The 16106-nt window shown below is 52.6% G+C and carries 16 protein-coding genes; 10 read left to right on the plus strand and 6 right to left on the minus strand.

What is annotated here, in order from left to right; genetic code table 11:
• Positions 1–104: 104 nt before the first annotated feature.
• On the minus strand, positions 105–2213 hold the full coding sequence (locus NNL21_RS27020; protein ID WP_204820461.1) for a serine hydrolase domain-containing protein: 2109 nt from the start codon (positions 2211–2213) through the stop codon (positions 105–107).
• A 366-nt stretch (positions 2214–2579) separates the two neighbouring features.
• Here NNL21_RS27020 and NNL21_RS27025 point away from each other — a divergent pair, with 366 nt between their 5' ends.
• Entirely contained in the window at positions 2580–3344 is a 765-nt protein-coding gene (locus NNL21_RS27025; protein WP_305880984.1) for an SDR family NAD(P)-dependent oxidoreductase, read from the plus strand.
• Positions 3345–3559: 215 nt separating this feature from the next.
• Positions 3560–3952, plus strand: a complete 393-nt coding sequence (locus NNL21_RS27030) for a FixH family protein (protein ID WP_204820462.1) — start codon at positions 3560–3562, stop codon at positions 3950–3952.
• Between the two features lie 171 nt (positions 3953–4123).
• Here the strand turns inward: NNL21_RS27030 and NNL21_RS27035 are convergent, their stop codons facing one another.
• Positions 4124–6475, minus strand: coding sequence for a leucine-rich repeat domain-containing protein (locus NNL21_RS27035; protein ID WP_204820463.1), 2352 nt, complete (start codon positions 6473–6475; stop codon positions 4124–4126).
• A gap of 197 nt (positions 6476–6672) precedes the next feature.
• Between NNL21_RS27035 and NNL21_RS36635 the strand changes: the two genes are divergently transcribed.
• Positions 6673–8154 carry a sensor histidine kinase gene (locus tag NNL21_RS36635; RefSeq protein WP_204820465.1) on the plus strand — a complete coding sequence of 494 codons (1482 nt, stop codon included), beginning with the start codon at positions 6673–6675 and terminating at the stop codon, positions 8152–8154.
• Between the two features lie 59 nt (positions 8155–8213).
• Here NNL21_RS36635 and NNL21_RS27045 read toward each other — a convergent pair whose 3' ends face one another.
• From NNL21_RS27045 to NNL21_RS27060, 4 genes are all read right to left on the minus strand, one after another.
• Entirely contained in the window at positions 8214–8402 is a 189-nt protein-coding gene (locus NNL21_RS27045) for a CsbD family protein (protein ID WP_204820466.1), read from the minus strand.
• A gap of 115 nt (positions 8403–8517) precedes the next feature.
• Positions 8518–9585: an undecaprenyldiphospho-muramoylpentapeptide beta-N-acetylglucosaminyltransferase gene (gene murG, locus NNL21_RS27050; RefSeq protein WP_204820468.1), complete on the minus strand. Its 1068-nt coding sequence runs from the start codon at positions 9583–9585 to the stop codon at positions 8518–8520.
• Positions 9586–9649: 64 nt separating this feature from the next.
• A complete protein-coding gene (locus NNL21_RS27055) occupies positions 9650–10519 on the minus strand; it encodes a tetratricopeptide repeat protein (RefSeq protein ID WP_204820470.1) in 870 nt (289 codons plus the stop codon).
• 16 nt (positions 10520–10535) lie between these two features.
• The gene (locus tag NNL21_RS27060) at positions 10536–11486 is read right to left on the minus strand and encodes an ATP-binding protein (RefSeq protein ID WP_305880985.1); all 951 of its coding nucleotides are present in this window, start codon (positions 11484–11486) and stop codon (positions 10536–10538) included.
• Positions 11487–11993: 507 nt separating this feature from the next.
• Here NNL21_RS27060 and NNL21_RS27065 point away from each other — a divergent pair.
• The 7 genes from NNL21_RS27065 to NNL21_RS27095 all read left to right on the plus strand — a co-directional run bounded on the left by NNL21_RS27065 (position 11994) and on the right by NNL21_RS27095 (position 15956).
• The gene (locus tag NNL21_RS27065; protein WP_204820473.1) at positions 11994–12194 is read left to right on the plus strand and encodes a cold-shock protein; all 201 of its coding nucleotides are present in this window, start codon (positions 11994–11996) and stop codon (positions 12192–12194) included.
• Between the two features lie 195 nt (positions 12195–12389).
• Positions 12390–12590 (plus strand): cold-shock protein, encoded by a 201-nt coding sequence (locus NNL21_RS27070; protein WP_204820476.1) that lies wholly within the window; start codon positions 12390–12392, stop codon positions 12588–12590.
• Between the two features lie 56 nt (positions 12591–12646).
• Positions 12647–13135 carry a translation initiation factor IF-3 gene (infC, locus tag NNL21_RS27075; RefSeq protein ID WP_204820477.1) on the plus strand — a complete coding sequence of 163 codons (489 nt, stop codon included), beginning with the start codon at positions 12647–12649 and terminating at the stop codon, positions 13133–13135.
• Positions 13136–13304: 169 nt separating this feature from the next.
• Positions 13305–14228, plus strand: coding sequence for an ABC transporter ATP-binding protein (locus tag NNL21_RS27080; RefSeq protein ID WP_204820479.1), 924 nt, complete (start codon positions 13305–13307; stop codon positions 14226–14228).
• A complete protein-coding gene (locus tag NNL21_RS27085; RefSeq protein WP_204820481.1) occupies positions 14225–14974 on the plus strand; it encodes an ABC transporter permease in 750 nt (249 codons plus the stop codon). Before NNL21_RS27080 ends, NNL21_RS27085 begins: the two co-directional genes overlap by 4 nt.
• A gap of 39 nt (positions 14975–15013) precedes the next feature.
• Positions 15014–15643, plus strand: a complete 630-nt coding sequence (locus tag NNL21_RS27090) for a hypothetical protein (RefSeq protein ID WP_204820482.1) — start codon at positions 15014–15016, stop codon at positions 15641–15643.
• Positions 15636–15956 (plus strand): winged helix-turn-helix domain-containing protein, encoded by a 321-nt coding sequence (locus tag NNL21_RS27095; RefSeq protein WP_204820484.1) that lies wholly within the window; start codon positions 15636–15638, stop codon positions 15954–15956. Before NNL21_RS27090 ends, NNL21_RS27095 begins: the two co-directional genes overlap by 8 nt.
• The last annotated feature ends 150 nt before the right edge of the window (positions 15957–16106 follow it).

A 16106-nucleotide genomic window follows, 5' to 3' on the forward strand; every position in this document is an offset into this window, starting at 1 on the left:
ATGCGGACCCGCATGTACGGTGGTGTGAGAAGACGGGGGTTAGCCGCCCCCTCTTACTCGATTGTGAAGGACAAGAAGGTTTAGGCATGTTAATTGTCATGTAATTATGAAGAAGGAAGTAAGAGTGCGAACATCAGGGCAGCTAATTCCTGCTTATTCATGGCAGCTTTAGAGTTGAAATCGGTCACGCCGTTCTTGACCGTCACCTCGGGTCCATGAAGCTTCATATCAATGACCGTCTTGACCGCAGACTCTGCCCACTGCGCCGTTCCCGGCGCAAGCTTGACCTTGCTTTCCGAAGCCTGGTGCCCAGAGAGCTGGAGAATACGCGCGATGATTACAGCGGATTCTTCACGGCTGATGGACCGGTCGGGCTCGAATGTGCCTTTGTTCGTTCCGGTAATGACTCCGAGCTCCAGCGCACCTTGGATATCGCCCTTATACGGCGAATCTTCGATATCGCTAAACGCAGCGGGATTCGTGGATGGCGGTAAGCTGAGTTCCACGGCGAGCGCGTGAATGAATTCCCCGCGGGTCACGGATTTAAGCGGTTCGAACGGCTTGCTTGAGTCATCCGTCAGCAGACCAAGCGACTGAAGGTTGTGGATCGGCTTGGCGTAGGGATGGTCGGATGGAATGTCCGGGAACCCTTCCGAAGCCGGCATTTTGGCTGCATAACTGACAGGATTCGCATATTTAAGATATGTTATATTCCCTTGCGCGTTCGCTTGGAAAGCAAGCGGCGCACCCGTGTCGTCGACGAACAGCAGGTCGTCGACCTGTGTTAGCTTATGCTGGCCGGTAAGCCCGTTCTCTATCGTCAAGATACCTTCGGCCGATAGCGCGATACTCGACAGAATCGTTTCGGACCGTAAGTCGGCATACAGGCCTTCGAATTTGGCCAGCTCGGATGCGGCCTGCGGTTTGTAGTCCGCTTCGCCGAACGTGTCCTTTTTGCCGGAGTAGTAGTGGTCCATGAATGCGGTGTACAGATCGTCCCGCAAATTCTGATTCGTATTATAGGTGATGAAGACGCCGGTCTTCTGATCAGGCAGCAGCCAGACGAGCGAGCTGAAGCCGAGGATATCGCCGCCCTTTACAACGACATGCTGTCCGTTCGTTTTGCCCGGAACGAATGGGGCCTCGAAGCCATAGGTGGTGTCCGGCCATTGGCTGTGAATCGACGAATGATACGTGGACATTCCCTTGAGAGCCGCAGGCGACAAAATCACTTCCCCGGTCGGCGCCTTGCCTCCCGTCAAGAATGCGTTCATGAAGCGGGCCATATCACCAGCGGTGGAGATCATGCTTCCCTCGGGAAGATCGCTCGGAGACAACCGGTAGACCGGTATGGCATTACCTGCTGGATCATAAGCGGTCGCCAGGCGTTCCGCGAGCTTATCTGTCATGCTGAAGCTGGAAGAGTCCATGCCCAAGGGCTTGAATATGTGCTTCTCTACATACTCGCTGAACTTCTCACCGCTTACTTGCTGGACAATATAGCCTTGAAGCTCCGAGGCGAAATTATCGTACATGTAAGAGGTTCCCGGTTCGCGGACGACAGGCGGGAAGTTAGCGAATATGGCATCCTTCAAGGCAGTAGGGGTCTGAGAAGGATCGAACAGAAAATTATCCCCGGACGGGTCGCGAACCTCGAACCCGGTTGTATGTGTAAGAAGCATCTCGATCGTGACAGGCTTGTCGAAGGTGCTCTGTACCTTGTAACCGTCCAAATATTTCTCGATGTTGTCCTGCAGCGAAATCTTGCCTTGATCGACGAGCTGCATGATCGCAGCTGCGGTAAACACCTTGGATACCGATGCGATACGGAAAGCAGTCTGCTCATGATCGACTGGCGTATTGGATTCCGTGTCGGTCACGCCGTAGCCCTTGGATGCCAGCACTTTCCCGTCGCGGACGATGTTGACCGCTATTGCGCCGGCTTTGGCTTTCACGTCCGCTTTGGCGAACAGGGCATCGAGGAATGATTCAACTTCCTTCGCATCCTGCGGACCAGTTGTAAGCGCAGGCAGCGATACGGAGGCAGGAGCCTCGTAATTGATGATAGGAGCCTGGAAGGTCGAAAGTGCGGTGGAGCGCGAAAGGGCGGCCGGTGGTTCAGAGGCAAAAACGCTGGCTGGCAGCGTTAGACTCAGGGCGAGTACAGCGGTACAAATACGAGCCGTTCTTCGTGATCGTGTCAATTTCAACATGAAACCTCCTCAAAGTTTGTGAGCCATCCGCCTCCGAAGGGGCGGAATCGAGCAAGACTCTCGTCGAAAGCATAGGCTCAAAGTTTTGTGAGCCATCCGCCTCCGAAGGGGCGGAATCGAGCATGCTTCAATGGCTCATGAAAAGAATTGGCAAGTACAGCCAATTCTATTTTATACGAAGAATAGGCACATGTAACTGGACCTGGGGTTGGGTTTGGTGGCGAATGGTGACGATTGTATGCATCAATGAGGGGGCGCAAGCTAGGCGAACAAGATTGGAAAAGGGCATCCTTTATGATTTCACGATATGATATAGTGAAGTAGAATCGGACATTTACTCATCTTGATATTAGGAGGATATTCAATATGATATCGATAGATTTAACGGGTAAAGTGGCGCTGATCACCGGGGCAACCGGCGATTTGGGACGCGTCATGGTACGGACGCTGGCGAAGGCTGGCGCCGATGTGGTCATCCATTATAATCAGAATGCGGCGAAAGCCGAGGAGCTGCAGGCTGAAGTTGAAGATATGGGCCGGCGCGCGATAATCGTTCAAGCGGACGTGACGAATGGCGAGTCGATCTATGCGATGAAGGATGCTGTAACCGAACAGCTCGGAGCGGTTGATATCGTCGTGGCGAATGCGGTTATTCAATACCAATGGACCTCGATATTGGAGCAGTCTGTGGAGGATTACGCCAGTCAGTTCGAGTCCTGCGTGATGCAAAGCGTCTACTTGTCCAAAGCCTTCGCACCCGCAATGATTGAGCGCAAACGCGGCCGCTTTATCGGCATCAATACGGAATGCGCGATGCAGAACTTCGCGACCCAATCCGCTTACGTGGCGGGCAAACGCGGGATGGACGGGCTGTACCGGGTATTGGCCCGCGAGATCGGGGAGCATGGCATTACCGTTAACCAGGTTGCGCCAGGATGGACGATCAGCGACCGGGACCGCCAGAACAATACGGAGCGCAGCGAAGGATATGAAAGCAAGGTACCGCTGAAGCGCCGCGGCACCGACCAAGAGATCGCTAACGTGGTTGCCTTTTTGGCATCAGACTTGTCCAGCTATATTACGGGCGCGTACATTCCGGTAAGTGGCGGCAACGTGATGCCAACGATTTAAGGATCGCCTGCCACCTGATTAAATAGAATAATCATGCAGAAGCCGCGAATGAAGATCTCCGCGGCTTTTTGTATGTACGATAACGAAATTTACGCCCAAGGTTCACGAAGCGTTCATAGAAACAACCTCCAGCTAGCCCAATCGAGTCATACGGAAAGAGGACGATTGGGGTAAAATACAGATAAGCAGGAATGCAGCAGGAAGGAGCAAGTGCTATGAAAAGCAAGCTTTTGGTCATCGTCACCATGGCGGTGTTGAGTCTAATGACGGGCTGTACGTCCGGAACTGGCGGACAAGGACAAGGACAAGATCCGGCTGCGGTCAAGATCGAGCTGATCAGCGATCCGTCTCCGGCGAGCGCCAAGCAGAATATGAAGCTGATCGCCCAAATTACGGGTCTGGAAACGTATAAGGATGCGAATGTTCAATTGGATGTCCGGAGAGAAAATAACGAGGGACTTCCCGAATTTCTAGAGACGCAGTCCGATGGGAAGGGGCGGTATTCCGCGGACACCATTTTCGAGAAACCGGGGAATTATGCCATCTACATTCATCTGTACCAAGGGGAGCTGCATATTACGAAGCAAAGGCCGCTTGAGGTCAAATAAGGCGATTGAAGCGGGATGTATCGCATTCATGAAGCCATGGCTATTCAGACGGGTCAAGATAAATACGGGATAGTCTGCAGCAGCGCAAGAACGAACAAAGAGACATGTAGCAGGAGGAGATGAAGCTGTTCCTTCTGACGCGTGTCTCTTTGACGTTGCTTTAATATTTCTTCAATATTTCTTCAATGCGTAGGCTGGCGTAGGTGCCAAGTAATTATCCTTCGTTACCTTGCTGACGATGGTCCACGTCCCGCTCTTCGAACGTTCGAGAGTCAGCACGCGATACGTGCCGTCCGGAATCCGGTATGCTTTGATCGCAGTCGCTTTACCGTTCAACATATGCCCAGCTGCTGTGTAGCTGGTGAAGGTTCCGGTTCCCCCCTCGTTCTTCCATACATCCTGCCAAGCTATATCGGAGACAGCCTTCATGTCGGCATCGCTGAGCTGGAAGTAAAACTCCTTCAGTCCGTCCGGCGTTGGTTTCGGCGCATAGTACGTATGGCTGGATGCGAAGACGGCCGGATCGGGATTAAAATAACTCCGCGTTGGCGCCGATGTTTGTTTGCCGTCCGCATATTGCGCCGCATCCCAAGTCGTGTCGAGCACGATCCACTTGCCATCCACATAGGCCTGGTTCCACGCGTGGTAGTAATTCCGGTCGAAGAGCCAAGGGAGCACCTTATCCCATGTGCTGCCGAAACGGGCGATATGGCCGGTTACCACCTGTGTGGGTATTCCGGCTGCCCGCCCGAGCGCGGCGGTCAAATTCGAATAGCCGGCGCAGACCGCTTCTTTGCTGCGCATCACGCTGACAGCGTCCTGCGGCATATTCTTCGTTCCCTGCAAGGTCGCGTAGTCGTACTGAATGTTAGCTGCGACCCAGTCGTGAATCGCCTCCAATTTCTTCATATCCGTCGTGAGCCCGTTGGTGATCTCTTTCGCTAGCGCTTGTATGTCGGCATGATTCGATTGAATGCTCGTGGCGGGCTTCATGTTGTCGCTCACAGAAGGCTTCTCGTACTGAGCTGCATTGAACGTGAATGGCGTCTTCTCGATGTTGACCGTACCGGTTAGCTTATCGTACTTCGCGGATTCGGCGTAGAGCGCGAATACGATCTTTTCCTTCCGGACCTCAGTCGGGCTCATGTATTGATACTTGCCATACGTATCCGCGTACTTGGTGAACAAGTAGCTGTACATGTCACTGTAGGTTTTCGCGTTCTGGAGTGCCGGCGCCTTGATGGTAATCGTCACTTTCTTGCCTGGCTGCTCAAGCGTGGTCTCGGCTGCCTTCACAAGCTCATCGAACGTAGACACTGTTATAGCTGCAGGGTTCGTATAGCCCGGGTTGAAATCTTTATCCGTCAGGCCGCGGTATACGTCACGCAAGGGAGCATAGTTCTTAATCGCATTCCCTTTCAGACGGAGAGTCCTCAATTGGGTTAAATGCTGCAGTGGCGTAATATCCTTGATCTGATTGTTAGAAAAATTGGCCTCGGCCAGCTGCGGCAATAATTCCATGCCGGTCAAATCGCGAATCGACTTGCCGGAAGCGTCCAGAGATAAGATCGCGCCAACGTCGGCTAAGGTCAGATCGCCCTGAGACTTATTCGCCGCCTTACGGACGGCTTCCTCCAGCCCTTTATCCGGGAAGCTTACCGTTTGCGTCAAATCCTTGTCCGTCAAGGTGAAGTCTTTGGTCGTCAGCTTCGATGTCATAGAATAGACGGGCAGCATGGACGCAATTGGGTTGGAGTTCAGGGTGAGCATATACAGGTTCGGAAACTTGGCGAGGAGCGAGATATCCTCGATCTTGTTCCATTCCAGCTGCAAGGCGAACAGCTGCGTCATGTTGGTGAGCGGCGTAATATCCGTAATCTTGTTGCTGCTCAGGTGAAGCGAGCGCAGCGGCAGCTTCGCCAGCGGCGAGATGTCTTCGATTTCATTCCAGCCAGCCTGAAGGAAGGTTAAGCCGGTCATGGTGGACAAGACGGAAATATCCTTCACTTTATTCCCAGTGAAGCTCAAGGAGGTTAGTTTGTTCAGCGGCTTCAGGAACGAAATATCGTCCATGTCGAGGTTGCTTAGAGACAGATCCTCCAGCCAGGTCATTCGCTGAACCTCGTAATAATTGGCCCCTTTGAGATTGGCGAAATAGACGTTCTTGAGCGATTTCATCTTGGTAATGGGGGTAATATCGGTAACGGGATTATCATAGAGCGCGAAGGTGGTAAGGCTCGTCAGCTGCTCGATCCCGTTCAGGCTTCGTATACCGGCATTATTATAGATGCGGAGATGCTGTAAGTTCTTCACATCGTTCTTGCGCAGTACGCCGTCTTTCTTATTGATAGCGCCTCGGACGGAGGCTTCCAAATTGGGATCCGCGAATGTAAGGACCGCATTGTCCGTTTGTGGGGTGGAAGCGGCAGCCGCCTCAGCCGGGAGTGTAATAACGGGACTTGCCAGCAGCGAGGCAATCATTGTGCTGAGAATGATTTTTCGACAGATAAATGTGGTTTTCATCAAATAATTGCTCCTTTTGACTTAAAAGTAATAGTCCAATTGTATCATGTTTTCCATAATTAGGGGTTATTTTTTGTGATTATGCTTTCGATATGGTTGCAGCGGGTAAAGATATATTTGTGCAATAATGACAGTGATGCATCATAACTACTGGGTTATAATGGAATAAGTTTCATGGAAAAGGCGGTATTTGCTTCGTGAGTGATGTCGGTCGGTTTTTAAGCTCTTTCTTTGCCAATATCAGTATTCTGTTTCTGCTTATGTATGCAGCCAGTCTCATTTATAAATATGCCGCTTATCGGCTTTCCCCTCTATGGAAGGAAGTCCTCTTTATCGCACTTGCCATCATTAGCGGATGGACGACGATGCATTACGGATTCCGCTTTTCCGAAACGGTCATCTTCGATCTGCGGTTCCTGGCGGTTATCATTGCGTCCATGATTGTACGGAACCCGTTATCGATCCTGACCATCGGGATCGGTCTTGGTCTTGCGCGCCTCAGTTTCGGCATCAACCAGGCGGCAGTGGTCGGTTGTACGAATGTCATCTTCATGAGTTTGTTATGTACGGCCATCATCGTGTGGGCGAAGCGGAAACAGGTCGGCTTCTATGCAAGAATGACCATCGTAATCCTGGTGGTCAATACGATGAATGTGGTCTATATCGCGGCGTTCGGCGTCATTCCAACGAGAGAATACTTGCTCGAAATGGCGCCGGGCTCCCTGATCATCAGCTTGGTGCTGAGCTTCCTGTACATGTTTATGCTGCGCGAGTTCATGATGGAGGCTAATCGGAAGCAGCAGCTGGAGTTATCGCATATCCGCTTGGAGGAGCAGTACCGTATTTCCGAGGAAAAAGGCGAAGAGCTGCGGCTTGCCAAGCAGAAGCTGGAAGAGAAGAACGAGCAGCTTGTCCTTGCCTCACAGTATAAATCCGAGTTTCTCGCTAACATGTCGCATGAGCTGCGTACCCCGCTGAATGCCATGCTGGTGCTCTCGCAAATATTGGAGGAGAACGCGGAGGGCCGGATGTCTGAAGAAGAAGTCCGTTATGCAGGCCTGATCCATACATCGGGCAAAGGGCTGCTTGGCCTAATTAATGAAGTGCTCGATCTGTCGAAGATCGAAGCCGGCCACATGGATGTCGAGCCGGAGGAGTTTAATGTGCGCGAGCTTCTGCAGCATATGGAGCAGACCTTTATGCCGCTGGCGCTGCAGAAAGGGATCGCACTAAGGGTAACGTATCGCGACGAAATTCCGGAATATATGTATGCGGATCGCGTTCGCTTGCAGCAAATTATTCAGAATATGATGGCGAACGCGCTAAAGTTTACGGAGCAAGGAACGGTACATTTGTCCGCATATCCGGCAAGCAGCCCATCTCATGCCGAACACGGCAGCGATAAGCCGTATGAATGGCTGGCATTCACGGTGGAAGACACGGGGATTGGAATTCCGGCGGAGAAGCAATCCATGATCTTCGAGGCATTCCATCAAGCGGACGGAACAACGAGCCGTAAGTACGGAGGCACAGGACTGGGTCTGTCGATCTCGAAGCAATTCGCTGCGCTGATGGGCGGATTTATTGAGCTGGAGAGTCATGTTGGCCAAGGAAGCCGCTTTACCCTCTACCTGCCTTGGCTGGTTCTGGCTAACGTTAACGACGCGAATAACTCCTAGCCTAAAACATCAGCCCCGGCACGATGCCGGGGCTGATACGCGATATTATGATAATGGCACTACTTGGATAGCTTTTCCTTTGCTTCGCCTACGTTTTCTTGGAATTCGCCTTTAAGCTTGTCTTTCTTTCCCTCGAATTGAAGCGAATGGTTGCCGGTCGCATTGCCGACTTGGTCCTTCACTTCCCCTTTGAGCTTCGACACCTTGCCCTTCACTTTATCACTGAGACCGTCGTTATGTGCTGTCATATGAATCGCTCCTTTGGTAGTAAGGGTGTCCCTCTCTTTACCCTCCCGGGCCTCGCTGTAAACGGGCGGCCGGGGATAGGGGGAGCGGGCAGCAGCTGCAAGACGGTCGCAGCGGTTATGATTTGAGGGCTTGTTTAATGTGATGAATGACATCCGACAGCGCATCCTGCTGCTTGCTCTGCGCCATGCGCCTCACATAGCTCTCCCGATTGCGGTATAGCTGGGATACATTGCTTGCGAGCGTATCCGCAGTCAGATTCTCCTCCTCAAGCACCTGGCAGTAGCCGGAAGTCTCGAACGAACGGGCATTCAATATTTGATCCCCGCGGCTTTGCTCCTTCGTGAGCGGAATGAGCAGCATTGGCTTTCTCAGCGCCAGAAACTCGAAGATGGAGTTTGAGCCCGCCCGCGATATGACGACATCGGTCATCGCGAGTATATCGGGCAGTTCATCGCCGATAAAGGTATATTGCCTGTAGCCGGGTAGATCCAGAGAAGGCTCTAGCTGCCCTTTGCCGCACAGGTGTACGATTTGAAACTCGGCTGTCAGCCTGTTTAAGGCCGCACGTACCGTTTGATTAATTTTACGCGCCCCCAGGCTGCCGCCCATAATAAGCAGTACGGGCTTCGAGCGGGTAAACTGGCAGAAGGCTCTTCCTCGTTCTGCGCTGCCGGCTCCAAGATCATCACGCACGACCGCTCCGACATAGCGGGTTTTGCCGGAACGCAGATGCTTCTCCGTCTCGGGGAAGGTCGTACACACCGCTGCCGAGAACGGAATCGCAATCCGGTTCGCCAGTCCCGGTGTAATATCGGACTCATGAATGAGCACCGGAACTCGGTTCAGCCAAGCGCCGAATACGACGGGGACCGAGACGAAGCCGCCCTTGGAGAAGACGACGTCGGGCTTCTGCTTCCTGATGATCTGATAGGCCTGCATAACGCCGCCGATTACTTTAAAGGGATCCTTCACGTTCTGCCAGTCCATATAGCGTCTGAGCTTCCCGGTAGAGATGCCGAAGTAGCGCACGTCAGGCAGCTCGCCGATCAGCTGCTTCTCGATGCCGTCGTGGGAGCCGATATACGAGACTGCCCAGCCTTCCTTCAGAAAGCGGGGGATTAGAGCCAGGTTAACCGTCACATGGCCGGCCGAGCCGCCGCCGGTAAATAAAATCTTTTTCATCGCGACCTCACCTGTCTATTAATTTCCTGGGATGCCTCTAGTTGCAGCCACCCTGAATGATCCATTACCGCCGCCGCGTCCAGCCGAACACCTTGACGTGGACCAGTCCTTTGCTTGCCCAGTAGGAGGCGATGTACAGCAGGATAAATAGAACGAGCAGGGGCTTGAAGAGCACCCAGCATGCAATCCAGATAATAAGGATATGCCAGCCCTTCAGCTTGCGCAAATAATTCGGAAAAAGCATGATCCGGTAAAACCAGAAGGACTTCTGCAAAATGCCCAAATACTCCTCGCGTATTTGCGCATTGCTTGGATCCAGCCGGATCGCGGAGCCCATGAATTCGGCCGCTTTGCGGTGATCATTCCGGCGCTCGGCGGCCCAAGCGAGATAGAGCAGCGCCTGATCGTCCTCCGGATCCTCGCGCAAGGATGTCCGTTCGGCATCCAAGGATAGTTCATCCTTATTGAGCAGGGCGAGCGTGTAGGCATACACAGCATAATTGAGAGACGAATGATCCAAGGCAATCGCTTGCTCAAGCTGCTCGCATGCCTCCTGCCATTTATTCTTTGTCAGCCAATATTGCCCCTGCATCCGGTAGAGATAGCTATTCTCGGGGAACATCCGCAGCATCTCGGTTATGAGCGTCTCGAAGGCCGGCCAATCCTTGCGTTCATAAGCGATCACAAGGCGGACGCGCCAGGCGCTTTCCAGCTCCGGATCGCGATTCAGCGCCTCGCCGCTCCAGTAAAGGGCTTTGTCGATATCGATAAACTGATAGATGACGGACAGTGCGCCGTATGCGTCTGCGTCGTCCGGATCCTCCTTGAGCCAGGCTTCGGCTTCCTTCAGCGCGTCTTCATAACGATCCCAGTGCAGGAGCTGGTCGATTCTGCTGAGATAGCTTGATTTGAAAGGCAGTGTCGTCGGATTCATTGGTGCAGCCTCCTGATTAACGCAGTCGATGATTCTTCATATAATCGAGCACGCTCTGGTAGTCCTTGTTGGAGTCGCTGAAGGTGGCATAATTCTTCGCCGTTTGAAACCATTCCAATGTGGACGGTCTCCGCTCCTTGGCCGCCGACTGGAGATCGGCCGCCGTCAGCGGCTGGATGCTCCCGGATTGAAGCGAGCGCAGGAGCGCTTTCTCCGAGGCATCCGCGACGAGCTGGTTTAAGTCAGCGCCGGAGAAATTGTCCGTGAGCTCTGCGAGCTTGCGGAAGTTGATTTCTTCCTGAGGCTTGCCGGCCGCCTTCAAGCGGAGAATCGTCTCGCGCTCTTCCTTCTCCGGGGGGGAGACGAACACCAGATGATTGAACCGGCCCGGGCGGCGGAGAGCCGTGTCCAGATACCACAGTGTGTTCGTCGCGCCGATGACGAAGACCTCCTGATTAAAGGAATGCAGGCCGTCCAGCTCAATGAGCAGCTGGTTGACGAGCATCCGCTCGTGATGCTGCCGCATGCTTTGGCGGGCGCCGCCAAGCGCATCGAGCTCATCGATGAAGAGCACGCAGGGCTTCTCGCTGCGTGCCTTCTCGAATAGATCATGCAGATTATGCTCGCTTTCCCCGATATACATCGACAGAATGGCTTGCAGCTCGAGATGGATGAAATTCGCGTTGATTTCGCCGGCGACGGCCCGTGCCAGAAACGTCTTGCCGCAGCCGGGCGGTCCATATAGGAGCAGGCTTCCGCCGGCTTGCTGGCCGAAAGCCTGGAAGATTTCAGGCTGCTGCAGCGGGAGAATGAAGCTCATTCGAACCTTCTGTTTCACGTCTTCCATGCCGCCCACATCGGCGAATGTAACCGAGGGCTGCTCCGCTTCGATGAGCGATTGTTTTTCTTTGTCGAATGAAATGACCTTAAGCTTGGGGCGTTCCCTCTGATCGCGGTCGTCTGGCAATGGGATCTCGTCCTTTCGGTGAAGCCGCGCCTGCGGCTTCTGTGTGCTGTATGTTGTTCTATTCGATTGTATCGGATGAAAAACCTTCTTTAATGATGGTGTTGCGGCCGCAGCCGGCGGAATCGAAAACGAGCGCCGCCGCGATGCTCCTCCATAACGGAGACTGACAATGGGGTTGGAAGGAGGGGGACTTTCGTTTCCATTTGCCGCATGGCCCGAAGCGCTTCCGAAGCGCTCTCCCGTTCAACAGCAACGCGGCATTTATCTTATACATAGCGGTCTTCAGAGTAATCGTATGAGGTGAATGACGAACTATTCTTAAATAAATTTTCAAATTGATGGAAATGAGTTGTGCTTTGATTTTTTTTATGGTATGATTCGGGTAATCGAAATGGAGACCTGAATTCACATATTGTAAAGGGTTAATATTTTTTCGATATTACCTTTTTCAATATGTGAATTTTTGTTTACTGGAGAGGAATAATATTTTTCGGAGGTAATTTACAAATGCAAACAGGTACAGTTAAATGGTTCAACGCAGAAAAAGGTTTTGGCTTCATCGAAGTTGAAGGCGGCAACGACGTATTCGTACACTTCAGCGCAATCACTGGCGATGGCTTCAAGACTCTTGACGAAGGCCAACGCGTTGAATTCAACGTTGTTCAAGGCAACCGTGGTCCACAAGCTGAGAACGTCGTTAAGCTGTAAGACAAACATAAGAGAACTGCCCTTAACTTAACATCAAGTTAGGGGCAGTTTTTTTACCACATAGGAAGACCTGTTTCGTTATGCGGACAGGGCTTCCTATTGTCGAATAACCTGTCTTTAATCTTTCGTCAACCCGAAGCGCTCCATTCCGCGTCACGGTTGATCTAACCAATAATGACTGAGGGGGTTCGTTCCATGTATTCACGAAAAAAACCGTTAGAGGAAATTCCGGAAGAAGTTACCGCAATTTGGTCATGCACCAATGATGGCTGCAACGGTTGGATGAGGGATAATTTTGCATTTGAGACGGAGCCCGCTTGCCCGCTCTGTAGCTCGTCCATGGTGAGTAGTACGAAATCACTCCCCTCGCTAGTCAATCACAACAACCGGCATTAATCCGCAAGCGGTACATTCATGAGGATGATACGGACAAACCGGGGGAACGCGTCACAATGATCATCAATGAAAAAATAAAAGCGTCCGAAGTCCGGTTAACCGGTCCGACCGGCGAAGATATGGGGATCGTCTCGCGTGACGAGGCTCTCGCATTGGCTAAGAAGCTGAAGGTTGATCTAGTCTGCACGTCACTGATGAGCAGTCCTCCTCCCTGCAAGCTTACCCCTCGGGGCGCGGCGAAGCAGGAAGCGCTCCAGGAGAAGCAAGGGGAGCGCCGGAAGGAAAAGCCGGCGGCCGTGAAGGAAATTCGGCTGACTCCGCAAATCGAGGACCATGATTTCGAGACGAAGCGCCGGCAGGCCGAGAAGCTTCTTATCTCTGGCCATGCCGTGCAGCTGGTCGTTCGGCTCCAAGGCTCCAAGGAAGGACAGCAAGCCAAGGAGCTATTGGAACGACTGGTCAAGGAATTATCCGCCGTCGGAACGAAGGAGACGGGAATTCAAGTCAGCGGCAAGCAAGCCGCGGTTAAGCTGCGCACGATATAGAAGGCTGCAGGAGTTCGTTTCTTCCCATGAGGAAGTAATGGGCTCCCGCAGCCTTTATTTGTTATGCCCGCTTATTCATCAGAACCGCTGGGAGCCGGCCAAGCAGACATTTACATTCTCTGAAAAAGAAATTACTCTGAAATTCAGAGTAAATAGGGAGAGTGACCCAATGACCACGGTTATTCAGCTTGAACATGTGCGTAAGCAATACGGCGCTAAGGTCGCGGTTGACGGGATTTCGCTGCAGATTGGCAAAGGCGAAATATTCGGGATCGTAGGCCCCAACGGTGCGGGAAAAACGACGTTAATTGAAATTATCGAGGGGCTGCGGCTCGCAGACAGCGGAATGGCTCTGGTGCTTGGCATGGACATACGCAAGGAAGCGGAAGCCGTCAAGCAGCGGATCGGCGTCCTGCTGCAGTCGACCTCGATTCCCGGGAAAGCGAAAGTGAAGGAAGTGCTCGGCCTGTTTGCTTCTTTCTATGATAAGACCGCGGATATCGATGAGATCTCCCGCATATTCGGGCTGGCAGATAAGCAGAATGTCTATTTCAAGTCCCTGTCCGGCGGATGGAAGCAGCGCGTTTCACTCGCCTTATCCTTGATCAATGATCCGGACATCGTATTTCTCGACGAGCCCAGTATGGGGCTGGATCCGAATGCCCGCAGCGAGATGTGGGCTACGATACAGCGCCTAAGGGATGAAGGGCGTACGATCGTCGTTACAACTCACTATATGGAGGAAGCAGAAGCTCTCTGCGATCGGGTTGCGATTATCGACAGCGGACGCGTCATTGCGCTGGACACCCCCCAGAAGCTGATCACGATGCTGGGCGGAACGAAGGGGATCAGCTTCAGCAATACCGGATCCATTAAGAAAGAAAGTCTGTCTGTGCTGACGTATGTTGTGAATATCGAATGGGAGCCTGCCTTGATTAAGCTGCATTCCACGGACCTGGATCAGACGCTGAAGCAGCTGTTTCAGCTGGCAGCCGATGAGAATTGGATGGTTCGCGGCCTGAAGCTGGAGGAAGCATCGATGAACGATGTCTTTAATAAGTTGACGCTGCAGCAAGGGGTGGGAGTGAGATGAACGCCTATTTAAAACTCATTTCGTTTGATTTACGTCTCTACTTGCGCGATTGGATTACGATATTCTGGGTGCTCATTTATCCCGTTCTCATGCTGCTTATCTTTGGATCCATGTTTGGCGATCAGCCGGGAAGCGCTCCTGGCAGCCGCTACATCGACTACTACGTTCCAGCGCTGTGTGTCATGAACGTGATGTCGGTCTCCGTATTCACGCTTAACATCAATATGATCACCCTGAGGGAGAGCGGTATACTGCGGCGCTTTCGCGTGACGCCCATCCGCAAATCGGCGGTGCTGGCCTCGCATTCGATTCAGGGGCTGCTGCTGGTGCTGGCGGGAGCTGCCGAAGTTATTATCGTGGGGAAGCTGGTATGGGATATTCACATCACGCTTCAAGCGATCCTGCTGCTGGTCGGGTGCATCTTGATCGGGTGCATCGGATTCTTCAGTCTTGGCTTTGCGCTGTCGGGGCTCACGAGTACACCTGGAGCTGCGAGCGGACTGGCCATGGCGATCTTTTTCCCCATGCTGTTCTTATCCGGGATCTCCATGCCGCTTGAATATTTGCCGAAGATTATGCAGGCAATAAGCGAGTGGATTCCAATGACCTATTACGTAGAGCTGGCACAAGGAGTATGGCAGGGCCATTCGATGTTAAACTATGGTCAAGGGCTGGTTGTGCTCGCCATATTCGCAATCGTGTGTGTGTCGCTTGCATTATGGTTATTCCGGTGGGAGAATCGATAGTGTACGCATGACTATTAGGCAGTCTCAGGAGTGGTGTAATTGAGAGAGAATCATGATTTATCAAGATCGTCAAATTCGAACGGACAGATACACACGCAGCAGGAGCCTGGGCAGCAAGGATTGAAGGATATTGAATTTATTAAGCAGCTGATGGCTAAGAACCAGCGGAAGCTGGATCAATCATCCCCTTATTTGTATATATGGGGGACCTACCTGATGGTGGGATATATCGGCATGCAGTTCGATCAGACGCTATGGCCCATATGGTACTGGTCGAGCGGAGCGATCATCGGCGTCATGCTGTCTGCGATCACCGGAATCAGGCAATCCCGCAGCGGCGACGTGCAGGAGGGCGGCTCCTTCGGATGGATGTTCTGGGTGCCCTTCCTGTTCATGATGACATCCGGCGCGTTTATGATGGCGATGGAGATGGTGCAAGCCGAGGATTTATCCGTTTTCTGGTTTCTTCTGCTGGGGATGGCTTACGCGTCCTTAGGCGCCCTGGTGGGGAAAGGACCGGTCATGCTGGGGGCATGGTGCATTCTGCTGGCCATCGTAACCGGACTGTTCTTTCGAGAATATCAGTTCCTCATCTTAGGCTTGCTGGGCGGGGGGAGTAACGTGGCTGCAGGATGGATCCTGCAGCGCAGGAGTAAGCGGCATGAATGAGAATATCTTCGATGCCATCGACGAAACGATACACGCTAAGGCGCGCCTGGGCATCATGAGCCTGCTGACTGTACACCAACAATGCGACTTTGGTTTTCTGCGCAATGAGCTTGGATTGACGGAAGGGAATCTGGGCAGCCATATCCGCGTGCTGGAGCAAGCGGGCTATATCGACGTAGCCAAGACGTTTGCCGGCAAAAGGCCAAGAACCACCTGCAGCGCAACTCAGCTTGGAAGGAGCATGTTTCAGCGTTACATCGAAGGCTTGGAGAAAATCATCCGGATGGCTCAGCTTCCCCCTAAGCAAGAATAAAGGCCGTAAGAGAATTGTGACTTCCGCATATGGAAGCAGGCAATGCTCTTGCGGCTTTTGTTTGTTTCGCGTGCCCAGATGCACGCATCTTCTTTCCGGTGGAATTCCGGTCACGGAAACCTTCGAAATGTCTGAATTGTCTGCTTGCGT

The sequence above is a fragment of the Paenibacillus mendelii genome (genome assembly GCF_024498075.1).
Taxonomy (GTDB): domain Bacteria; phylum Bacillota; class Bacilli; order Paenibacillales; family Paenibacillaceae; genus Paenibacillus_Z; species Paenibacillus_Z mendelii.